Consider the following 22,987-nt stretch of genomic DNA (forward strand, 5'->3'; position numbering starts at 1 on the left):
CCAGGATGGCCCCCTTGTTATTTTTCAGTAAATAAGCGCTGAACTGCGCGCTCAATTGTAGAAATCGTATTGACGTCTTGGAAGCTGATGCCTAGTTGAACAGCCGTTTGCGCAATCTCTGGTCGAATACCAGACAAAGTAGATTTTACGCCGAGCAAACGAAGTGCCTCGATTAGTTGGAAAATTTGTTGAGCGACCATCGTATCGATGATAGCAACTCCAGAAATATCGATCAGTAAGCTTTCCACACGTTTTTGTGTACATTGAGTCAAAGCGTTTTCGAAGATATATTTGGCACGATTTGTGTCGATATCACCAACTAAAGGCAAGAGTGCCACTCCTCTACTTAGTGAGATAACAGGTGTACTTAGTTCGTTGATCATCTCTTGCTGTGCTCGAAGTTTGGATAACGAATAGTTGTGATGCTCCTCTGTGAACCAGGTCATTAATCTACTAAAAGTTTTAATGACTGTGGCAATCCATTCTTGAACTGTATCGTGAGACAGGTTATTTGCTTGTCGTTCGTATCTATACAATAAGTGAATGTATTGTTGTTGCGTGTTAAAGAATTCCTGCAAAATATGGTGCAGTGGCGTATTGAGGTGTTCGGGATCTCGAGCGATTTCAAGGACCCATGCCTCAAATTCCTTTAAAAAGGTAGCTTCATCTTCTACAAATACTTTACAAAAGCGTTCATGAAAGCCGTGGTTTTGTTGCTTGATTGTCTCTATAACAGTGGCATCATTCGATGCATAGACCCCGCTAGTAGCTTCTTTATCTAGAGCTGCATACCATTCTTCCGTTAAGTCCCACGTGTGTTTTTGTAAATACTCATATAGCTCTTGATTGGGTGTCATTTGCGTTTCTCTCCTTTAAATTCGAAGTTCCTACGCTCTAGTGTAGTAGACAGAGAAGACAATAGGCAAGTCCGCACTGGACCTGCCTAAAGAATTGTTATAAAGATTCGTCATCCACACTGTTCAGATACGCTTCAATTTCTTCCACAACACCTTCGATGCTGCCTGGTTCAAATGGAGATTTGAGGTTGGCTGCTTCAACAAGCTTTGTGAATGGAAGGGACCCACCTAGAGTACATAGGTACAGATAATCTTTCCATGCACCGTCGAAATCTTCACGTGAGCGTTTCCAGAATTGGAACGCGCAGATCTGAGCTAGTGTGTAGTCGATGTAATAGAATGGAGACGCATAGATATGGCCTTGACGCTGCCAGAATGCACCTTCTTCTAAATAAGGATTGCCATCGTAATCACGGTGAGGCAAGTACGTCTGCTCAATCTTTTTCCACGCAGCTTTACGCTCAGCTGGAGTCATCTCCGGATTCTCATAGACGACGTGTTGGAATTCATCAACTGCTACACCGTATGGCAAGAACAACAGACCGCTCATCAAGTGTGAGTATTTGTATTTCTCTGTCTGGTCTTTGAAGAAGTTCTCCATCCACGGCCATGTGAAGAATTCCATACTCATCGAGTGGATCTCTGCAGACTCAAAAGTCGGCCAGATATACTCAGGAATTCCGATGTTGCGGCTAGAATACACTTGGAACGCGTGACCCGCTTCGTGTGTTAACACGTCGATGTCGCCTGATGTTCCGTTAAAGTTCGAGAAGATGAACGGAGAGTCGTAGTTCTCGATGAACGTACAGTAACCGCCTGCTTCTTTACCTTTTTTCGCAACTAAATCCATTAAGTTGCGGTCAAGCATGAACTGGAAGAACTCGTTTGTCTCAGGAGACAGTTCTTCGTACATCTTTTTCCCGCCATCAATGATCCATTCTGGAGAACCTTGTGGAGTCGCGTTTCCAGTCAAGAAAGTCAAAGGTTCGTCATAGTGCTTCAATTTCTCAACACCAATGCGTTTTGCCTGTTTTTCATAAAGTTTTGTAGCTACCGGTACGATGTAATCGCGGACTTGGTCGCGGAACGTCTTGACCATCTCTGCATTGTAATCGATCCGGTTCATGCGGACATAACCAAGCTCGACGAAGTTTTTGTAGCCCATCTTGTGTGCAATTTCCGTACGAACTTTGACAAGCTCGTCATAGATGGCATCAAATTTGTCGGAATGGGATGCGAAAAAACCAAAAGAAGCTTCTTTTGCCTTTTTGCGTGTATCGCGGTCTGTAGATTCTGCAAACGGTCCAAGTTGTGCAAGAGTCAACGTCTCGCCATTAAATTCCACTTGTGCAGAAGCAACCAGTTTCGAGTAATCAGAAGCCAGTTTGTTCTCTTTCTGTAGTAGCGGCATAATCTCAGGAGAGAATGATTTGATCTGGAACTCTGCAAGGTCGAATAATTGTTGTCCCCAACGCTCTTCAAGGTCGGAGCGGAAAGGCGAGTCAATCAATGCTTTGTAATACTCTGTCACGATTTCTTCCATCTCTGGTGAGATTTCATCAAAGTAGTCGCGCTCACTTTGATAGAAGTCGTCATTCGTATCGATAGAAGCACGAATGTAGACAAGATTGGCCATCGTCGAGAAGTCAGCGCGCAGCTGGTTCAAAGTTTGAATAGCTTCATTTTGCTCCTCATAAGAAGAGGCTTTTTTAAATGCTTCCAAGGCTTCGTGTGCTTTCGTTTTCAGAGCAGACATATCTGGACGTTCATATGTATACTCTTGGAATTGGGTTGTCATTCGAAAATCCTCCTTAGATTCTTCGGTAACCGAAGGTCTCATCGTCTATTGTTTCGCAATTCAGAGTGTTTGGCAAGCGATTTTCAGCTGAAAAAACAGAAAATTTCAAATCGGTGGTTGACAGACGATTCCCAGCTGTTTTATACTTCAATGCAACAGACAGACGTATATGACTCTTATCCAGAGTGGCGGAGGGACTAGGCCCTGCGAAGCCCGGCAACCAACAAGCAATTTTGCTTGGAAAGGTGCTAATTCCTACAGATCAATTGTTGATCTGGAAGATAAGAGGAGGACAAGCATTCGCCCCTCTTCTTAATTGAAGAGGGGCTTTTGTATTGTCACTTCCTCTCTGGATGTCTGATCTGACACACAAAGGAGGAAGTTATTATGACAAACTTACGACCAGAAACGATTCTACTTCACGGAGGCCAACAGCCAGATCCAGTGACCGGTTCACGGGCGGTACCGATCCACAAGACGACATCATTTGTTTTCCAAAGCACGGAGCACGCACAGAACTTATTTGCATTAAAAGAAGCGGGGAACATCTACACACGTATTGGAAATCCGACAGTAGACGTGTTTGAACAGCGTGTGGCACAGCTAGAAGGCGGGACGGCTGCTGTGGCGTTATCTTCTGGTATGTCCGCTATCGCATTTTCGATTTTAAATATTGCCGGAGCAGGCGATGAGATTGTCGCAGCTTCGAACCTATACGGTGGCACGTACAATCTGTTCGCACACACTTTACCTCGCTATGGAATCACGGTGAAGTTTGTGGATTCGACTAATCCTGAGAATTTCCGCGCGGCGGTGACTTCTAAGACGAAAGGATTTTTCGCAGAGACGATTGGGAACCCGAGCCTGAATGTCCTCGATATTGAAGGGGTAGCTCGTGTGGCAAATGACGTGGGAGTGCCCCTACTCATCGATAACACATTCGCAACGCCTTATGGCACACAGCCGATTCGTCACGGTGCGCATGTCGTTATCCATTCAGCTACGAAATGGATCGGTGGGCATGGGACGACGATTGGTGGGGTGGTTGTAGATGGAGGCAACTTCGACTGGAACTCTGAGAAGTTCCCAGGATACACAGAGCCAGATGTGACGTATCACGGACTTCGTTACGGCATCGATGTACCGCAGGTGGCTTTTGCGATTCGACTTCGCGTGCAGTTGTTGCGTGATTTTGGACCAGCACTGAGTCCTGAAGCAGCATTTTCTTTCCTGCAAGGACTAGAGACACTTCACTTACGTGTCCCGAAGCACAATGAAAATGCGCAAGCAGTAGCAGATTACTTGAAGCAGCACGAGGAAGTAGAGTGGGTGAACTATCCTGGGCTTGAAGAGCATCCATCGCATGAGCTAGCGAAGAAGTACTTGTCACAAGGAGCCGGCTCAATCTTGACGTTTGGGGTAAAAGGCGGAAAAGAAGCAGGACGTTTACTGATTGACTCGATTCCGTTGTTCTCACACGTGGCGAACGTTGGGGATGCGAAATCCCTGATCATCCATCCGGCTTCTACAACACATCAACAACTAGGCGAAGGGGAAGAACTAGCACGGACGGGTGTGACACCGGAACTAGTGCGCCTATCGATTGGCCTCGAGCACATTGACGACATTCTAGAAGCATTAGATGTTGGATTGCAAGCTGTGAAAAAGGCCGCTCTTCCGGTCTGATTTGTCCGTATAAGAAAAACAATTGTACTCTAGAGAAAGATTTTTCTTGTTTTCTTTCATAGCTTCCTCTAGAATAGGAAAAATAATACGGCGAATGGACGCACCGAGTTGGAGGAATGAACATGGCAAAATTACGCGCAGCAATTTTAGGATATGGAACGGTGGGACAAGGTATCTACCGGATCTTACAGGACAAACGAGAAGAGCTTCACCGCTCACTCGGCCTCGACATTGAAGTCGGTGCGATCCTGGTGAACGATCTAGAAAAACCGCGTCCAGACACGCCAGGCGTACTCATCACGGATAACTTCGACGACATCTTAGCCATCCCAGGATTGCAAGTCGTGTTTGAAGCCATTGTAGGAGAAGAACCCGCATACGGTTATTTGTGCCGTGCTATCGACAAGGGTTGTCATGTCATCACGGCGAACAAAGTGATGTTCTCTCGCTACCACATCGATTTGCATGAACGAGCAAAATCAAAAGGCGTGTATATCGGGTACGAAGCAACGACAGCTGGTGGTGTTCCTGTCATCAAGACACTGAAGAACCTGTTGCAGGTGAATTCTGTGCAGCGCATCCAGGGGATCTTGAACGGGACATCGAATTACATTTTGACGTCTATGCGCACAGATAACAGTGCATTCGACGAGGCGCTTCGTGATGCGCAGGCTCTTGGCTACGCAGAAGCGGACCCCTACAATGACGTATCTGGTATGGATGCCTTTCACAAGCTGATGATTTTGAGTGCACTGGCATTTGAAGAACAGCCGGAGCGCGAGGAAGTAGAAGTCAGAGGAATCGATACGATTACATTAGAAGATGTAAAACGCGCTGAGCAGGAAGGGTTACGCTACCGTCATGTGGCAGAAATTGTCCGGCATCCAGACGGCCGTTTAGAAGCATCAGTCGGTCCACAGCTTGTAGGGCCGGATCATCCTCTTTATGCCATCGAAGGAGTAAACAACGCCGTCGCTGTCGACACGAACTACATCGGCACTTTGACTCTCGTCGGACCAGGGGCTGGTATGTATCCTACAGCTAGCGTTATGGTCGAAGACTACGCTGAGATCATCGGCAAGCGGGCGGGGTTCATGATCTCGATTTAACTTTTAGATGTGGAACAGGCTCGCCCAGAAGCTCCTCGGGAATCGGGCGTGCCCTGTGAGGCGTTTTGTGCCTCATAGGGTGCGTTCGATTTTTGAGTGTGCTTCTAGCCTGTGCAACTCGATTTCACTTAGATGTGGAAGGCGTTCGCAACTCGATATCACCTAGATGTGGAGAGCGTCGCTTTAATGTTAAAATCGTGCCTGACTTGGGGCTGTTTCCAAAAGGGCCGTGCCGAATCTTCCCAATCGCTTCACCGGTGAAGCGACACGGGTGATATCCGGCATCGACCTGATCCTTCAGGAAACAGCCCCAAGATCTACGGCACGCTTTTTCACAACATTCTTTGCAGCTTTCAATAGAGGTGAGTGTGAAGGAAAAGATGCGCGTTCCGTGGCTTCAGAGTGGTTTGAAGAACCCGCAGCGGAGGCCAAAGCGCAAGCTTTGGTATGCCGCGAGGATTCTGATGGCCACTCCCACAGATAAGCGTGTCTTTTCCAAGCGCTCTCAGCTAAGAGGCTTCTCAAATGAAGTTCGCAACTCGATATGATTTAGATGTGGAGAGCACCATCAAACCCACACAAAAAATCCTTGTCCTCCCCACACGTGTGAGAAGACAAGGATTTTTTTAGTTCAAACCTTCAATGATTTGCTCGGCAAATGAGAACGCTTCTTCAACAGATTGGTTCTGTGCCAAATGATACTGAATCATGTAGCCCGCGCCTTCTTTGTCAAAGCCAATGTACGCTGTACTGCGAGTAGATCCCGGAATCAGTGAATAGTCCACTTCTTCGCCTGCAATTTCTCGTTTTTCAGCATTGTCTAGAGTTCCGTATGTCTCTGGATAGATGTCTAGTTCAACTAATGGTGCATCTTTGAACAGTTCTCCGTGTAAGACTTCCACGTCGTTTTGTTTGCCCCAAGTCTCAGCAGTTAAGCCTTCCATAGGCTTTTTCGTTGTTTGGTAGATCAAGTGTGCGGACGTTTGGTCTGCTTGTTGCACACCTTCTTCTAAATACGCTAAGCCGATTTCGTGGTTATTCAAAGTAGGAATGGCTACATCTGTACCCAATGCCTCTTCGATTTTCTGTTCCACTTCAGAAGAAGGACCTTCTGTTTCTTTCGGTTGCGTTGTCTCGTTGTCATCTTGGCAGCCTGCAAGCATGCCAACAGCCGCTGCTGCTAAAAGCCATTTCTTCATGTTGTTCGATTCCCCCTCTAGACGTTACTTTATCACTGATTGAATAATCTGAAAAGAGGGCAGTGGACCTAATTGGAAGAAGTGACCTAACTTCTCAAATTTTCGACAAAAAACTGCAGCCACACCCGACAATTCGAGCGAGACTGCAGTTTAGATGTTCTATTCTTGTGGCATATAGATTCCAGAACCAGGTCCGAGGTCGATACCAAGTGCCATCCAAACGAACAACATGATTGTCCAGACGATGAAGAACGCAATGGAATATGGAAGCATTGTAGCGATAAGCGTTCCAATTCCGACCTTCTTGTCATACTTCTGAGCAAACGCAATAACGATTGCGAAGTATGGCATCAATGGAGAGATGATGTTCGTTGAAGAATCGGCAATACGGTAGACGACTTGGGTCAATTCTGGTGTGTAACCAAGGTCCATCATGATAGGAACGAAGACTGGAGCCATAATCGCCCATTTTGCAGAAGCACTACCAATAAACAAGTTGATGAAACCTGTGATCAATAGGAACGCAATAATTAATGGATAACCAGTAAAACCAGTGCTCTCCAATAATTCTGCACCGTTAACTGCTAGGACAAGACCTAAGTTCGATGTCGTGAAGTACGCAACGAACTGAGCCGCTACAAATGCTAGGACGATATAAGATCCCATCGTCTCCATTGTTTCAGATAACTGATTCGCAACATCCTTGTCATTTTGAATCGCTTTCGTGATCTTCCCGTATACGAAACCAGGTACGATGAACAGAATCAAGATAACTGGAACTAGTACATGGAAGAACGGTGCATCTACTAAGTTCTCAGCGCCAGCACGAAGTGGTCCCCAAGATGGGATGACAAGAAGTGCTAGACCGATTGAGACGATAATGATTGAAATCAATGCGCCCCAAAGACCTTTTTTCTCCAGTGGAGACAAGTAATCGACTTCTTCTTTCACGTCTCCTTTATAAACTCCAAGACGTGGTTCTACAATTTTCTCAGTAACAAGTGTACCGACGATTGTAATCATGAATACAGAAGCAATCATGAAGTAGTAGTTCATCGCATAATTAATAGTTTCTGCATATTCAGGATTTAGAATAGCGGCAGCATCTTGCGTCAATCCACCTAGAAGTGGATCGAGTGACGTCAGTAGCAAGTTCGCACTGAATCCACCAGAAACCCCAGCGAATGCAGCAGCAAGACCTGCAAGTGGGTGACGACCCATACCTGCAAATAGCACTGCACCAAGTGGTGTTAATACTACGTACCCTGCATCGGCAGCCATAGAAGACATAACGCCACCGAATACTAGAGCAGCTGTTAACAATTGTTTAGGTACTGATGTGACCAATCCGCGAAGTGCTGCACTGATTAAACCAGAGCGTTCCGCAAGACCGATACCAAGCATCGTCACAAGTACTGTTCCAAGAGGAGCAAATCCTGTGAAGTTCGTGACCATGCTCTCGAACAGGTAAAGAATTCCTTCCGAGTTCAATAAGTTTTTAACCGTTAACGTCTCGCCCGGATTCATTGGATCTTCTACACTGACACCAAGTGTCGAGAAGATAGCGGAAAGGACTAAGATGATGACGGAGAAAAGAGCAAAAAGTGTGACCGGATGTGGCAATTTGTTACCAACTGCTTCGATCCCATCGAGTGAACGTAGAATGAACCCACGTTTTTTCGTAGTTTCCATTTCATAAACCTCCAAATCATATCACTATTCTGACAATTACCTATATAGGCATTTACTTATTATAAGGAGGTTTAAAGTGAATAAAAAGGCTTTGCGGAATATCCGGAATTGCAAAAGGATTGCGAATAGGGGGAACAGTAAAAATCCCAACTACTCTGTAGTTGGGATCAATCTTCATCTTTAATGTCGGGATCTTCAGGAATGGGTGTGTTGCGCCATTCATCAATCAAAGCTTTTACTTGCTCTAGTTGCTCAAAATGACGGTTGAATTGCTCGTCGTTAATTAGAAATTGGTCACCGTCATGGACGGCCTTGATTCGTTTTTCAAGCACATAACGCCGAACCTGCTCCTCTGGCATCTGGAGGTAAGCGGCGGTTTCTTCAATCGTTCTATACATGCGAACAGACCTCCTTGTATACTGAATAGGACGAACCACTTTGGCAAGGAGCGATTTCATTGTCTAGTTTACCATATTTACTTGTATTGCTTGGAGCGATTTTGTGGGGAACAACGGGGACGGCTCAGACGTTTCTACCACCAGACGCTCATCCATTTGTTGTGGCAGCAGCTCGCTCAGCAGTAGGCGGTCTGACACTACTTATTCCTTTGCTAGTCCTTCGTAAAATCAATTTAAAACAGTGGTCTTGGAAAGAGACATTACTTGCAGCAATCTGTATTGGCCTGTTCCAGATGCTATTCTTTAGTAGCGTCAAACTGACCGGTGTGGCCATCGCCAGTGTAGTCGCCATCGGAAGTGCGCCAGTATTTTCTGGTCTTGTAGAGTGGAGTATCTTTCAACAACGTCCGACGCGTGTCTGGTTGATCTCAACACTGTTCGCTTTAGTCGGCTGTGTCTTCTTGTTCTTGAATTCGGGTACGGTGACGGTCAATCCAGTGGGTGTGCTATTGTCGTTAGGGGCAGGAATCGTTTTTGCCATCTACACGATGTCGAGCAAAGCACTTGTTGCGAAGCACGATGCAGTCTCAGCTGTAGCGATGACATTTAGTATGGCGGCGCTGTTGCTAACTCCTTTCTATTTCATCAACGGAGCGGCGTGGACAGTGGAACCTATCAATGCCGCAATTCTGCTGTATCTCGGAATTGGCACGACAACGCTTGCTTATGTATTCTATACGACCGGACTGCGAAAGATTCCTTCAAGCTCTGCACTCACCTTATCCCTTGCTGAACCGACGACTGCTGCTATTTTAGGAGTTGTAGTAGTAGGAGAAGTGTTCACGTGGAATTCGTGGGTGGGGATCGCGCTACTGCTTGGAAGTATCGTAGTGCTGACGGTCGGATCCCGCTATTCAAAGCCAGTAGTATATACAAAAACCTGAGTCTGCACGCGGACTCAGGTTTTTTCGTTGTGCGCCCGGCATGGGCGATAACTTGGTGGTGAAAGTCCACTACAGGCTTGGCAGTAGGAACTGTTAGCGAATGACAAGGGTGTCCTCCGTGAGGAGGAATCTGAAGGAAGTCGGACGCAAATTCTCGAACTGACGAACAGAAACTATATAGAAGGCTGAATCAAGGTGGATGAGTTAGCAATGCATAACGAAGTCCAATACTGCCCGAACCTTGTACAGTAAATATAGCAGTTACATGAGAAGAAGGTTATCGTCCTTACCCGGGGAGGTCTCACAAGGGCTGTCGTATCAGCAATCCCTCTAGTGATAGAGAGATGAATTGTGAGAAGTCAGCAGAAGTCATAGTAGCTCCCTTACGGGAGTGAAGGACCGAACAATCTAAAATCTTGGAAAACAAGGAGGTGGAGACATCCGCGAGAGAGCAGAAAACATCGTGGTATTGACCGAAAAGGTGGCTGTCTATAGAAGGATAGGTTGGAAACCGAAAGATATATAGAAGTGCTCAGGATGTCGACATGGATATGAGAGAACAAGATGGTATCAGAATCATTGATAGAATCATCGCAGAAAACAATATATGGTCAGCCTATGAAAAGGTTCGCAAGAACAAAGGTGTACCGGGAATTGATGGAATGACGGTATATGAACTTCACATGCACCTTGAAGAACATATGCCAGAAATCAGAGAATCCATCCTAGATGGCTCCTATAAACCACAGCCCGTCAAACGAGTTGCGATTCCCAAACCGGACGGCTCGAAAAGGAACCTTGGAATCCCGACGGTCATAGACCGTACAATCCAACAGGCAATCCTTCAAATCATTGAGCCGATCATAGACCCGCACTTCTCGAATCACAGTTACGGTTACAGGAAGGGCAGAAATACCCACCAGGCAATCGAGCAAGCCCAGCAGTATTACGAAGAGGGGTTCAAAGTGGCCGTCGAATGTGACCTTAAAAGTTACTTCGACACCATCCATCACCAAAGACTCCAAGCCTTTCTCGAGGAATTCATTCCAGAACAACATGTATTAAAATTAATCTGGAAGTTCCTACGCTCGGGAATCCTAGACAAAGATATATATATCGAGACGACTAAGGGTGCTCCGCAAGGAGGCCCACTCTCACCGCTCCTCGCAAACATATATCTTAATAGATTAGACCGCGAACTTGAACAGAGAGGACATCGTTTCATCCGGTATGCGGATGACTTCGTCATCTTTGTGAAGAGTATTCGCGCGGGTCAGAGAGTCTTCGAGACAACCACGAGATTCGTCGAGGGTAAGCTAGGTCTAACTATAAACCGTAAGAAGAGCAAAGTGGGAGGAGCGACAAACTGTACCATATTAGGCTTTCACATTCAGAATCTGATGGGAAAGTAGGTTGCCGACCTTCTAAATCCGCCAAACAACGCCTAAAGCAAAAGTTAAAGACTCTGACGAGTCGTAAAAGACCTGGTACTTTTGAGGAAATCGTCACTAAGATAAACCAGGTGACAACTGGATGGATTAACTATTATGGAATCTCGAGAATGAAGAAATTTATCTTAGAAACCCAACAATGGCTAAACCATCGATTGAGGCAATTGATTTGGAAGAGATGGAAGAAAACCGGCACAAGGTATCGTATGCTTCGTAAATATGGAATCGCCCATGATGATGCGATGAAACTAGCCAATTCCCGTAAGGGATATTGGAGAATCTCCAAAAGTGAGATTATCCATAGAGCACTATCAAACGAAAAGCTCATATACTGGGGACTGAAAGAAATGTCCGCAATATATAAGCGTAGATACTCAATAGATTGAACCGCCGTATACGAGACCCGTACGTACGGTGGTGTGAGAGGTCGGGAGTAAATTAATTACTCCCTCCTACTCGATTGTAAAAACAGTGCATCCTATAACATATTTGATGAAAGTTTAACTAAATTTAACTAATGGGTACTCAGAGAGACTATTTTTTGAGATGATAGAAAAGTGTGAAAATTAAAGTGAGGGGTCATCAAAATGATTCGCATGTTAAAAACCATTTTTCTTGTCGAGCGAACAGATAAAAAGACGCTCTTTGCATTACTGGCTATTGCGATTTTCTCGCTAGCTATCAGCATCTATTCGTATCAGATTGATTTAGGCAATCCGATTGCTGAGAAATCAAACGAGTCTCTGACAGTAAAAGTAGCTCTGAACAAGTTTCAGGTAGTCGATGCTACCGAAAACGGTCCAGGTAGTCCTCTTTATAAAAATGTCGTGCAACAAGATCATGCCTATACGAAACAGGGGATGGCATTGAAAGTAGAACGGCCCGAGCTCTATTTAGAGTCTGCTCTTCGCTTGACCCAGCTGCGCAAAGACGCATTCACGATGGATGAGTATGACAAGGTTGCGGACATCATGCCACAAATGATTGAAAACGAGCTCGATTATTACTATTACAGTTATTTGGCGCAATTAGATTCGCCGCCACCTTTTGAAGCATATTCGTATACGCAGTTTTTAATGTATCTGCTCGGATTCGTCGGAGCGTTTTGGTTCCTAATCATTGCCGTTTATTCTTCCAATATCATGATTGAAGATTTTCGCCATACGACCCTAATCAAAGGCTATCCGATTGCATTTGACCGGTATGTACTCGCAAAAGTGCTCGTGACTTGGAGCATCACATGTCTATTCGTTTTGACATTGCTAGTGTTCAGTCTGCCTTACGGGTTCCTTGGAGACTGGGGGGCTCTTTCTAGTGTCATCTCCGTATGGAACGGAGAGGTAGAGATTCACTCTGTGCTATCGTACAGCAGCTTTGCCATAGGTTATATGCTGTTGTTATCTCTTGTGGCCATCGTCAGCTCGGTGATTTTGAACGTGTTGGTGCGGAATGTCTACATCACGGTCTTTATTCAACTGGGCCTCGTGGCATTACCATTAATGTTTCCACGTCTTGCATCGCTTGTGCCTTGGTACCCGTATCACTATGTCAATTTCCCGGCTCTCTTGCGAGGAGAGAGTCTTATGGGAGCGTACCCAGAAGAACTATCTGCTTCGATGGGACTGCTCATCTTGAGCATCTATTTGGTGCTTCTGCTCGCCCTCGTCAAATGGTTCTTATCAAGCGGGAAATTACAACGAGCGTAAGGAGGGGACAGCTATGTGGAATTTTATCAAATGGGAAGCCCTACAATTTATCGGCAACAAAAAGAACCAAGCGGTGTACATCATCTTGCTGCTCCTCAGTCTCTATTATGCAGTTGCAGTAGCACCGAACTATGAACCAATCGAAAAAGTGAGTCGTGACGAGATGCAGGCGGCGTATGATACGCGGGAAGCGTTTTTAGAAAGTGTAGAAGGAAGAGATCAGCTCTACCCACTCGTTGAATACGCGAAGTTTCTGTTTCCTGATTGGAATAAGCTCGAGTTGCAACGAATCAATGCACTTGATGAACAAGACCTTGCAGCATATGCTTCGGCAACTGCAGATTGGTACGAATTTTCAAATCAAACGATCTATAGTAATGGAGACTTGTTCTACTACAATCCTTTGTACTATACCTACGGAAATCGTTTTGCAAAAGATGACGGCTTCTACGGGTACGGCTACACAGCAAGCCGATTTCAAGATTACACCGAAGGGGAGCATAAACTCTCGTATGAACTCTTCGAAGAGCGAACAGCCATTCAGACACTCCAAAGACTCCTATCCGATTTTTTGCCTTTTGTGATCCTTATTAGCAGTGTCGTTCTAACAGCTGACATCGTTTTGAAAGACCGGCGTAATCCAAGTCTAGTCAAAGGTTTCCCATTAGCTGATTGGAAGCGGATGTTTGGAAAAGGCATCGTGGCGATTGTAGGGAGTATCGCTGCACTCTTTCCATTAGGGGCTGGTCTATTCCTCATTGGTTTGAGAGAGGGGTTTGGAGACTTTATGCTAGGGGTGCCTATATACAACACAGCTACGAATATTTTCAATCCGGGTCCTGAACTATTTACTCGAATTCCGATGTGGGAATTCTTGTTGCTCAATTTGGCATTTTTGACTCTATGGTTTGTAGCGCTAGTAGCAGTCATCATTCTTTTAAGCATTACGGTGCGTCTGGAATTCATCAATATCGCCGTAGGTCTGGGCATCATCTTTGTCGAGTTCTTGTATTTCGAGCGAGCCGTCAGCCCATTCACCGATGCGTACTGGTATCCGACATCATATATCCAAGTCGGTCAAGTTATCTCCGGAACGCGAGACTTCTTATACGCTTCCCAGCTCTTCACAATGGAGCGAGGCATGCTACTCGTAGCTGGTAGCGCTGCTCTCTGTATCTTATTCATCTTGCTCATTACCACTAATAAACGTTTTTCGTATACCAAGTAAGGAGGGAATTGAATGCTTGAGCTGAAACAGATCGGTATGCAGTTTCAAGAGAAGCGCGTGCTCGATGATATCTCGATTACATTTGAATCAGGTCAGATTATCGGCCTGGTAGCACCGAACGGAACAGGAAAGTCCACGTTGATGAACGTCATCATGAACTATCTGTCTCCTAAACAAGGGCAAGTAATTGTTGGTGGCGGTCTGAAGTACACAAGTAAACCGAATGAAGTAAAGATTCATCAAGTGATGTCGATGATGCCAGACCAGAACGACCTGTACAACCATGTGTCAGGAAAGAACCATATGAAGATCTACCAGACCATGTGGAACAGCCGTCCAGAGTTGATTGAAGATACGATTACCAAGCTAGGTATGGCCTCTTATGTAAAGAAGAAGACAGGGACGTATTCTCTCGGGATGCGCCAGCGTCTCTGTTTTGCGATGCAGATCGTCTCGGATACAAAAATCATGTTGATGGACGAAGTCATGAACGGTCTAGATCCAACCCACGTCGAGATGATCTCACAGATTCTCGTCGAGAAAAAGCGTGAAGGCAAGACCGTCATCATTGCCTCCCACTTACTTGAGAATCTCGAGCAGTATGCAGACAAGATCTACTTCTTCAAAAACGGCAAGCTGCATTTAGCGGATGACTTAGCTCCAGGCTTCTCCGCAGAAACAGTGACGACGATCCGTCTTCCGAAAGTAACAGCAGAAGAGACAGCGAAAATAGCTGCGAAGTTTCCGAAGCTTGCGATGCAGAAGTTACCGAATGATAAGATCTTGATTGATATCCAGCAACAAACAGACGAGCAGATCACGGCGCTCGTGTCTTTCCTTGTCGCATCCCATATTTCAGATTTCCATTTCGGCAAAGTGTCACTTCACGACCTGTATTCAATGGAATACCAATGATACAGAGTAAAAGCCCTCCGATTGGAGGGCTTTTGTTTTGCGGTCGAGAGGGAATTGGGGTTGATTAGTACACTAATTGAAATGATTAGGTCTCTAACTCGAATGATTCGACCTCTATTAGATTTCATTCTACATTCGAAGTGTTATCAAGATCCCCCATGGACATCTTTGAAGACAACAAACATTCATCACATCCCCAACACCCTCTTCACTTCCGCCACGTACGACTGACCTACCGGCAACTCGCTACCATCCACAAGCACCATCACCAAATTCGAAGCAAGATCTCGCGTGATCCGTTCAACTGCCAACAAGTTAACTATGAAAGAGCGGTGGATTCGAACGAAATCCTCAGGCAATCGGCGCTCCAGGTCCTTTAGAGGGTGAGAGACAGAATACGCTTCTCCGTCTGCGTAGACCCATGTCTTCTTATGTAGACTCTCAACGTGTGTGATAGCAGAAAGACGCAGAGGCTTCCAATCTTCTTCTTGGCGAACGGTTAAAAAACGAGATGCGGTCAGCTGTTCCATTGTGTTCCTCCTCTAGATTCTTAGTTTGTCGTGAAAAAATGGGGGTTCATCATGAAAATTCCACTGTTTATCAAAAAGCCGTGTCAGTTTGAATTTTCTGTTATATATTAAGTTACAAGATTTAAAACTGTTATGCAACAGAAACTTACGCGAAGGGTGAGATAGAAGATGATGACACGACAAGAGCAGGTTGAACAATTACGTAAAGAATGGAACGAAAATGAGCGTTGGCAGGGCATTGAGCGTCCATACACAGCTGAAGAGGTCGTCAAACTACGAGGTTCCGTTGTCGTAGAGCAGACATTGGCACGTCGAGGAGCTGAACGTTTATGGAACTCACTTCATACAGAAGATTTTATTAACGCGCTGGGGGCACTAACTGGGAACCAAGCCGTACAACAAGTCAAAGCAGGCTTACAAGCTATCTATTTAAGCGGTTGGCAAGTAGCAGCAGACGCTAACCTATCTGGACAAATGTATCCAGATCAGAGCTTGTACCCAGCAAACTCGGTTCCAGCAGTGGTGAAGCGGATCAACCAAGCTTTGCAGCGCGCGGACCAAATTGATCACGCAGAAGGTCGGAATGATGGGTTTGACTGGTTCGCTCCAATCGTAGCAGACGCAGAAGCAGGATTCGGTGGTCCACTGAATGTCTTCGAACTGATCAAAGGAATGATTGAAGCAGGAGCAGCAGGTGTCCACTTAGAAGACCAACTCGCTTCCGAGAAAAAATGTGGTCACTTAGGCGGGAAAGTCCTTCTTCCAACACAGAACGCTATTCGAAACCTAGTAGCGGCTCGTTTAGCAGCAGATGTTCTAGACGTTCCAACGCTAATCGTAGCGCGTACGGATGCAGACGCAGCGGACATGGTGACAAGCGATATCGACGAGCGCGATCATGCGTTCATCACAGGCGAACGCACTCCAGAAGGATTCTTCAAGACGAACCCGGGTATCGAGCAAGCCATTGCACGTGGACTTGCTTACGCACCATATGCAGACCTTGTGTGGTGTGAAACATCTCACCCAAGCCTAGAAGAAGCGAAGCAGTTCGCAGATGCAATCCACGCGCAGTTCCCAGGTAAGATGCTTGCATACAACTGTTCGCCATCGTTCAACTGGGAAGCAAACTTGGATCAAGAAACGATTGCTAAGTACCAAGTCGAGCTTGGCAAGATGGGTTACAAATTCCAATTCGTTACACTTGCTGGTTTCCACAGCTTGAACCACGGCATGTTCGAATTAGCACATGCATACAAGACAGAGGGCATGGCAGCATATTCTCGTCTACAGCAAGCAGAATTCGATTCAGAGGCGAAAGGCTATACTGCGACGAAGCATCAACGTGAAGTCGGAACAGGCTACTTTGATGAAGTATCTCAGATTGTATCAGGCGGTATGTCATCGACGACAGCGATGAAAGGATCTACGGAAGTCGCGCAATTTGCGTGATGACCGGGAAGGGGTGGGACAGATGACACAATTGACGACGTCACTTGAGATCAAAGGACTCCAGGACGAGGCCACGGAACGTGTGCTGACTCCGGAAGCCCTGCAGTTTTTAGAGGGGCTCCACCGAACATTCAATGAACGCCGTAAAGAGCTACTTAAGGCACGTGAAGAACGGCAGCAGCAGCTCGATGCAGGCGGCAAACTGGATTTCTTAGAAGAGACCAAAGCAATCCGGGAAGGCGACTGGACGGTCGCCGAGCTCCCGAAAGATTTGCAGGACAGACGCGTCGAAATCACTGGTCCGGTCGACCGCAAAATGGTCATCAACGCACTCAACTCAGGAGCGAAGCTCTTCATGGCCTGTTTTGAAGATGCGACTGCACCGACCTGGCACAACATGATTCATGGGCAAATCAATATGTACGATGCGATTCGCAAGACGATCTCGTTCACACAGTCCGAGACAGGAAAGACGTATCAACTGAATGAAGAAGTAGCCGTACTACAGATTCGTCCGAGAGGCTGGCATCTTCTCGAAAAACATGTGGAAGTTGATGGAGAGCCGATGTCAGGAGGTCTGTTCGACTTCGGACTCTATTTCTTCCATAACGCTAAGGAACTATTAGCTCGAGGAAGTGGCCCGTACTTCTATCTGCCAAAGCTAGAGCATTATCTGGAGGCTCGTCTTTGGAACGACGTGTTTAGATATGCACAAGAGACACTCGGTGTCCCACAAGGTTCGATTCGAGCTACTGTGTTAATTGAAACGATTCCAGCAGCGTTCCAGATGGACGAGATCTTGTATGAATTGCGAGAGCATTCAGCGGGTCTGAACTGTGGTCGTTGGGATTATATCTTCAGCTATATCAAGCGTCTGCGGAACCAACCCGATGTTATCTTGCCAGATCGCAGTCAAGTGACGATGACGTCACCGTTCATGAGAGCCTATACTTTGCTCGCTATTAAGACATGTCACAAACGAAATGCCCCTGCAATGGGGGGCATGGCCGCGCAGATCCCAATCAAAGGAGACGAAGAAGCAAATGCCGCCGCTTTTGATAAAGTTCGAGAAGACAAGCGTCGTGAAGTGACCGATGGACATGATGGTACATGGGTTGCACACCCTGCACTCGTCGCTGTTGCACTTGAAGAGTTCAACGAGTATATGACGGAACCGAATCAGATTGCACGAAAACGCGATGACGTGGAAGTAACGGCTGAGGGCTTAGTGGAAGTTCCAACGGGCTCCATTACAGAAAATGGTTTACGAGTAAACTGTTCAGTCGGCGTTCAGTACATCGCTTCGTGGCTCCGAGGAAACGGCGCAGCACCCATCAATCATTTGATGGAAGACGCAGCAACTGCCGAAATCTCTCGAACACAAGTATGGCAATGGATTCGCCATCCAGAAGGAAAGCTTGAAGACGGTCGCAAGATCACAGGCGAGCTTGTGGATCAAGTGCTCGAAGAAGAGTTGCAAAAGCTACAGCAACAGTTTGGAAAAGATGTTTATGACACAGGACGATTTGAAGAGGCTGCCGGTCTCTTTAGACGATTAGTTCTAAACGATGATTTTATCGAATTTCTCACAGTACCTGGCTATGACCAGTTGGAGGAGGTGACTGACCATGAATCAACCGAATCGTGAAGCGAACCCAAAAGTATGCCGCGAGTGTGGCACTGTCATTCGTGAGCAAGTCGAGTCTCAACTATTTGAATGTGAGCGCTGTCTAAACAACCAGCCGGAATAATAGGAAGTGCCCCATCTTAGGATGGGGTTTTTTCTGCGGATGAACGGATGAAGTAGTTTCCATAAAATCAGTTGGGGCGTTGAAGGAGGAAGTATGGTCTTTAATGAGGGAAGTACGGGCGTCAATTAGTTCTTTTGGGTCGCTAATCAAACAAGCTTGGGCGCTAATTCAAGTTTTCAGTCTAACGTTGGCCACTACTGTCCATACTGTCAGGTAGAGGTGATTCCCTATGTGGACGGAAGACAACAACGCACTCGAAATGATCCTACGCAAATCTTCTACGCCGAGCTCCAAGAGAACGGCAAACTCTACATTGATAGCGGCAATGACGACTGATCTCTTCGCAACGTGCGAGGGGATTTTTTCGTTCTTAAGAATTTCTTCAGAAATCTCCCCCTTACTTGTTAAGATTTGAAAGGTACAATAGAAACAGAAGGAAGGAGGCGGTCGACGATGACACCATTTACAATTCTTGTTACAGACGATGACCAAGAGATTCGAGACGGAATCGAAATCTACTTGAAAAACGAGGGGTATCAGGTGGTCAAGGCCGCTAACGGAGTAGAGGCACTAGAGGCTCTTGAAAAGCACGACATCCAGTTGGTGATCATGGACATCATGATGCCACAGATGGATGGCATTCAAGCGACATTCAAAGCACGGGAGACAAAAAACATCCCGATTATTATGTTGTCTGCCAAGTCGGAGGACGGAGACAAAATCCACGGCTTGTCAGTAGGAGCAGATGATTACGTTACTAAACCATTCCACCCGCTGGAACTGGTGGCACGAGTGAAATCGCAACTGAGACGCTTTACAAAGCTCGGTACATATGAAGGCATTCAGGCAGTAGTCGAAAAAGATGGTTTAGTTCTAGACCAAGACTCGAAAATCGTGACACTGGACGGGGAACCGCTCAAGCTCACACCGACTGAATTTAAAATCACAGAACTTTTCATGCGTAATCAAGGACGTGTGTTCTCGATTTCCGAAATCTACGAGCGAGTCTGGCAAGAGCCGGCGTACAACGCAGAAAACATTGTAGCCGTCCACATCCGAAAGATTCGCGAAAAGATGGAAGCAGATCCGAAAAATCCAAGATATATCAAGGTGGTGTGGGGCGTTGGCTACAAAATGGACAAGTAAATGGGAGACTAGAATATCTATGATTGTTATGCTGATTGGCATCATCACCATCGGATATTGCAGTTATTGCTTCATGCAGGCAGCAGAATCATCGGAGTGGCTCGCACAGCTGAAGCGGTTTGTAGATCGAGGAGGATTAGGATGAAGAAAGAACGACATTTAGGAAAATGGCTGACTCTTGCCTTGTTACTGACTCTCATTCTGGCCACTATTTTTAGTTGGGCTGGACAAGGAAGAGAGCTATTGAAAGAGTTTCAAGAGACAGATGAATTTTATCACACCTTCGAATCCGAAATTGTGACGCGGTTACCGGCCCTAGTCACAGAACCTTTAACGAAAGAAGAGCTCCTGGAATCGTATACGGTAACGAATGCAGACATAGAAGAATACCGCTTTCGTTACGGCAATTTAAGTACGCAAATCGAGAATATTAACAGTCAGTATGAGACAGAGCGTGGAGAGGAACTGAGTGAAGAACTCGCTAAAGAGCGAGACGAGAAGATTGCGGATATTCGCAGAAATTTTAAAGAGGACTCCTACGTGGAAGCCAAGCTCAGGGCGGAGTGGGAAACGAAAGTCGACAATTATCTGCAAGGGCTTGCAAGAGAGCGGAAAATCTATTCAGCAAACTATCCAGGTATCGGCTATTCTCTTACGAATACCGGAAGTAATGAAACATTTGATATGGAAGGATTTTCTTCCAACTTCCTTCAATTAACTTATGGAGGAGGAGCGGAAGGGCTCTATGCCGATCGTATCGATTATTATACACAGGACAGCGATCCTATATCAGCAGAGTTAGGTTCAATCCCTGTCAATTATAGTGGTACCGTATTTCTACCGGAATCGTATGTGTCTTCCCAGCTTGAAGATTTTAAACAACGCAAAATCATCTTCTGGGTGCTGACGATTTTCGGAATCATTGCAGCCTTTGCGAGTGTGGTTCTTTGGAAAAAATGGAAACAGGAGTTATTAGCAAGTACATTCATGGACGAGTTTGCAAAACTACCTCATGAATTACGGGCAGCTATGGTAGGGTCTTTAGGTTTCTTTAGTTATGTTATGTTGTGGCAAGTGTCTAGAGGGCTTAATACTTATTACGGCTTTGATGACTTCACATTCTTTTTGTTCTTAGTTCTCATCGCCATCAATGCAATCATTTTGCAAAGTTTTATAAGTCTAGTACTTACGATGGACGACTTTACTTACAAAAACTCGATTTTGAATCGTTTAGTACAGAACATGAAAGGTTTGTTTTTAAACCGAAGTTTGGCGGTTCAAATGATTCTGGTTTTAGTTGTGGTGTTTTTCTGGGGGTTAGGTACTGCCTTATCTGGAGTGATCGGTGGATTGGTTTTTATCTGGATTCCCGCTACTCTATTCATCGGAATTCCAGCGTTGTACTTTGTGTTTAGTCGTATTGCCTATCTGAATCGTACGATGGCACGTACGGAATTAGTGGCAGAAGGGTTCGTAAGTGAGCCGTTTCAGGAAAAAGGTCGGTCTCGCTTGGCTGCACATGCGCGAAAGCTAAATGAAATTCGTCAGCAGCTGATTTACTCGCATTCTTCGCAAGTGAAGAGTGAACGATTGAAGTCGGAGCTGATCACCAATGTGAGTCACGATTTACGGACGCCTTTAACATCCATCATTACGTACACAGATCTATTGAAAAATCCAAATCTAACACTCGAAGAGCGCGCTCAGTATGTCGATGTGTTGGAACGCAAGTCAGCCCGTTTGAAAACTTTGATAGAAGACTTGTTCGATGTTTCGAAGATGGCCTCTGGCAACATTGAGCTTCAAAAAACGCAAGTCGACTTAGCATCATTACTCCAACAGTCTATAGCTGAACAGCAAGAAGCACTTGATAAGCAGAACTTGGACTTACGAGTATCTATTGCATCACAACCAATAATGGTACAGGTGGATGGACAAAAGATGTGGCGTGTGATGGACAATTTACTTCTAAACATCAGCAAGTATTCGATGCCAGGAACTCGAGTCTATGTAGCGCTTCAAGAATCGTTTGGAGAAGCCGTTTTAACATTCAAGAACGTATCGCAATATGAACTCGGGGATGATACGGCAGAACTTACAGAGCGCTTTAAACGTGGCGATCAATCGCGTCATACAGAAGGTTCTGGGCTCGGCCTTGCGATTGCACAGTCTATTGTCGCTTTACATGAAGGGCAGTTTGAACTGGATCTCGATGGAGATTTGTTTAAAGTGACGATTCGAATTCCTAAAGGGACGGTCTGACGGCTTTCTCGTATTGTGGTACGATGAGAGAAAAGGAGGCGGTTCGGATGAAGAAAGAATTGCATGAACTGACACGTCTACCGGCAGATACGCGGTATGAAGTCTTTTTACACACAGTAGTAGAGAGCAAACAAGTATGGGGACTCTTTCAAGAAGGCTGGGCAACAGCAGAAGACTCGAAAGGTGCACAGCGCATCTTCTTCTGGCCTTCAGAAGAATTTGCACAGCAACAAGCTACTAAAGAATGGCCTGGGTTCACACCTAAACCAATCGCTTTGGATGAATTCATGGAAGCTTGGCTACCAGGTCTTGAAAAAGACGAGATTCAAATTTCTGTATTCTCTACAGCAAAAGACGAGATTTTAGTAGAAGCAGAAACACTGCTCGAAGATTTGGAAGATCTAGAGAGCGAGGCGTGAGCACATGCTAAACGATAACGAAGCACTCCATGCGTTCTTTCTTGCCTTGCCTGGTACAACCCATGATTACAAAGAAGAGTGGACTGCTGATCGCTACATGATTGGCGAAAAGATGTATGCGATGCTTGGTGGCGACAAAGAGGGAAAGGCCATCTTGACGCTGAAAGCAGAGCCCTCTTATGCAGAAGAGCTTCGCACCGAACATGATGCGATTGTTCCTGGGTACTATATGAACAAAACGCATTGGAACTCGATCTACCGAGATGCAGAGTTACCGGATGAGTTGACTGCGAAGTTGATTCGCCATTCGTATGAGCAGGTGTTGGAGAAACTTCCAAAACGTACGCAGCGTGAAATTTTAGGTGATTACTAAACCAAATCCTCTTTCTCTTTTCGAGAAGGGGGATTTTCTTCAACTATTTTTGTTGCATTTACAACAATAAT

22 protein-coding genes and 1 riboswitch are annotated in these 22,987 nt (G+C 45.7%); of the genes, 16 read left to right on the forward strand and 6 right to left on the reverse strand.

The window, feature by feature from the left end; translation table 11 throughout:
* Positions 1 to 17 precede the first annotated feature (17 nt).
* Complete coding sequence (locus tag CF394_RS14365; protein WP_094944510.1) at positions 18 to 857, reverse strand: STAS domain-containing protein; 840 nt, start codon at positions 855 to 857, stop codon at positions 18 to 20.
* Positions 858 to 954: 97 nt separating this feature from the next.
* Complete coding sequence (locus CF394_RS14370) at positions 955 to 2,655, reverse strand: M3 family oligoendopeptidase (protein ID WP_094944511.1); 1,701 nt, start codon at positions 2,653 to 2,655, stop codon at positions 955 to 957.
* A gap of 173 nt (positions 2,656 to 2,828) precedes the next feature.
* A riboswitch (SAM riboswitch) is annotated at positions 2,829 to 2,943 on the forward strand.
* A 99-nt stretch (positions 2,944 to 3,042) separates the two neighbouring features.
* Here CF394_RS14370 and CF394_RS14375 point away from each other — a divergent pair.
* Both CF394_RS14375 and CF394_RS14380 read left to right on the forward strand, forming a co-directional pair.
* Positions 3,043 to 4,341, forward strand: coding sequence for an O-acetylhomoserine aminocarboxypropyltransferase/cysteine synthase family protein (locus CF394_RS14375; RefSeq protein ID WP_094944513.1), 1,299 nt, complete (start codon positions 3,043 to 3,045; stop codon positions 4,339 to 4,341).
* Positions 4,342 to 4,463: 122 nt separating this feature from the next.
* Positions 4,464 to 5,450, forward strand: coding sequence for a homoserine dehydrogenase (locus CF394_RS14380; protein WP_094944514.1), 987 nt, complete (start codon positions 4,464 to 4,466; stop codon positions 5,448 to 5,450).
* Positions 5,451 to 6,076: 626 nt separating this feature from the next.
* Here the strand turns inward: CF394_RS14380 and CF394_RS14385 are convergent.
* The 3 genes from CF394_RS14385 to CF394_RS14395 form a co-directional block, all read right to left on the reverse strand.
* Positions 6,077 to 6,649 (reverse strand): hypothetical protein, encoded by a 573-nt coding sequence (locus tag CF394_RS14385; protein WP_094944516.1) that lies wholly within the window; start codon positions 6,647 to 6,649, stop codon positions 6,077 to 6,079.
* Positions 6,650 to 6,808: 159 nt separating this feature from the next.
* Positions 6,809 to 8,341, reverse strand: coding sequence for an AbgT family transporter (locus CF394_RS14390; RefSeq protein ID WP_094944517.1), 1,533 nt, complete (start codon positions 8,339 to 8,341; stop codon positions 6,809 to 6,811).
* 167 nt (positions 8,342 to 8,508) lie between these two features.
* On the reverse strand, positions 8,509 to 8,739 hold the full coding sequence (locus CF394_RS14395; RefSeq protein ID WP_094944519.1) for an excisionase family DNA-binding protein: 231 nt from the start codon (positions 8,737 to 8,739) through the stop codon (positions 8,509 to 8,511).
* A gap of 59 nt (positions 8,740 to 8,798) precedes the next feature.
* Between CF394_RS14395 and CF394_RS14400 the strand changes: the two genes are divergently transcribed.
* The 6 genes from CF394_RS14400 (at position 8,799) to CF394_RS14420 (ending at position 14,983) form a co-directional block, all read left to right on the forward strand.
* Entirely contained in the window at positions 8,799 to 9,683 is an 885-nt protein-coding gene (locus CF394_RS14400; protein ID WP_094944520.1) for a DMT family transporter, read from the forward strand.
* Between the two features lie 551 nt (positions 9,684 to 10,234).
* Positions 10,235 to 11,095, forward strand: a complete 861-nt coding sequence (gene ltrA / locus CF394_RS14405; RefSeq protein ID WP_243370913.1) for a group II intron reverse transcriptase/maturase — start codon at positions 10,235 to 10,237, stop codon at positions 11,093 to 11,095.
* A 53-nt stretch (positions 11,096 to 11,148) separates the two neighbouring features.
* Positions 11,149 to 11,520 (forward strand): group II intron maturase-specific domain-containing protein, encoded by a 372-nt coding sequence (locus CF394_RS16140; protein ID WP_243370918.1) that lies wholly within the window; start codon positions 11,149 to 11,151, stop codon positions 11,518 to 11,520.
* Between the two features lie 201 nt (positions 11,521 to 11,721).
* On the forward strand, positions 11,722 to 12,840 hold the full coding sequence (locus tag CF394_RS14410) for a hypothetical protein (RefSeq protein ID WP_094944522.1): 1,119 nt from the start codon (positions 11,722 to 11,724) through the stop codon (positions 12,838 to 12,840).
* Positions 12,841 to 12,853: 13 nt separating this feature from the next.
* Positions 12,854 to 14,068 carry a hypothetical protein gene (locus CF394_RS14415; protein ID WP_094944523.1) on the forward strand — a complete coding sequence of 405 codons (1,215 nt, stop codon included), beginning with the start codon at positions 12,854 to 12,856 and terminating at the stop codon, positions 14,066 to 14,068.
* A gap of 12 nt (positions 14,069 to 14,080) precedes the next feature.
* Positions 14,081 to 14,983 carry an ATP-binding cassette domain-containing protein gene (locus CF394_RS14420; protein ID WP_094944525.1) on the forward strand — a complete coding sequence of 301 codons (903 nt, stop codon included), beginning with the start codon at positions 14,081 to 14,083 and terminating at the stop codon, positions 14,981 to 14,983.
* Positions 14,984 to 15,171: 188 nt separating this feature from the next.
* Here CF394_RS14420 and CF394_RS14425 read toward each other — a convergent pair whose 3' ends face one another.
* The gene (locus CF394_RS14425) at positions 15,172 to 15,513 is read right to left on the reverse strand and encodes a LytR/AlgR family response regulator transcription factor (protein ID WP_094944526.1); all 342 of its coding nucleotides are present in this window, start codon (positions 15,511 to 15,513) and stop codon (positions 15,172 to 15,174) included.
* 168 nt (positions 15,514 to 15,681) lie between these two features.
* On the opposite strand from CF394_RS14425, the gene aceA reads away from it, so the two are divergent.
* From aceA to CF394_RS14460, 8 genes are all read left to right on the forward strand, one after another.
* Complete coding sequence (gene aceA / locus CF394_RS14430; protein WP_094944528.1) at positions 15,682 to 16,965, forward strand: isocitrate lyase; 1,284 nt, start codon at positions 15,682 to 15,684, stop codon at positions 16,963 to 16,965.
* A gap of 22 nt (positions 16,966 to 16,987) precedes the next feature.
* Positions 16,988 to 18,613 (forward strand): malate synthase A, encoded by a 1,626-nt coding sequence (gene aceB, locus CF394_RS14435; RefSeq protein WP_094944529.1) that lies wholly within the window; start codon positions 16,988 to 16,990, stop codon positions 18,611 to 18,613.
* Positions 18,594 to 18,716 (forward strand): protein YhfH, encoded by a 123-nt coding sequence (gene yhfH, locus CF394_RS14440; RefSeq protein WP_094944531.1) that lies wholly within the window; start codon positions 18,594 to 18,596, stop codon positions 18,714 to 18,716. The genes aceB and yhfH overlap by 20 nt, the downstream gene beginning before the upstream one ends.
* A gap of 453 nt (positions 18,717 to 19,169) precedes the next feature.
* Positions 19,170 to 19,862, forward strand: coding sequence for a response regulator transcription factor (locus tag CF394_RS14445; protein ID WP_094944532.1), 693 nt, complete (start codon positions 19,170 to 19,172; stop codon positions 19,860 to 19,862).
* Between the two features lie 19 nt (positions 19,863 to 19,881).
* Complete coding sequence (locus CF394_RS16190; protein ID WP_279327668.1) at positions 19,882 to 20,007, forward strand: hypothetical protein; 126 nt, start codon at positions 19,882 to 19,884, stop codon at positions 20,005 to 20,007.
* Positions 20,004 to 22,124 (forward strand): sensor histidine kinase, encoded by a 2,121-nt coding sequence (locus tag CF394_RS14450; protein ID WP_094944534.1) that lies wholly within the window; start codon positions 20,004 to 20,006, stop codon positions 22,122 to 22,124. Before CF394_RS16190 ends, CF394_RS14450 begins: the two co-directional genes overlap by 4 nt.
* Positions 22,125 to 22,171: 47 nt before the next feature.
* On the forward strand, positions 22,172 to 22,543 hold the full coding sequence (locus tag CF394_RS14455) for a DUF2750 domain-containing protein (RefSeq protein ID WP_165767576.1): 372 nt from the start codon (positions 22,172 to 22,174) through the stop codon (positions 22,541 to 22,543).
* 4 nt (positions 22,544 to 22,547) lie between these two features.
* Positions 22,548 to 22,916: an MmcQ/YjbR family DNA-binding protein gene (locus CF394_RS14460; protein WP_094944538.1), complete on the forward strand. Its 369-nt coding sequence runs from the start codon at positions 22,548 to 22,550 to the stop codon at positions 22,914 to 22,916.
* Positions 22,917 to 22,987: the final 71 nt, after the last annotated feature.

Origin of the sequence: Tetzosporium hominis (assembly GCF_002265435.1) — a bacterium.
In the GTDB taxonomy this organism is placed as follows: domain Bacteria; phylum Bacillota; class Bacilli; order Bacillales_A; family Planococcaceae; genus Chryseomicrobium; species Chryseomicrobium hominis.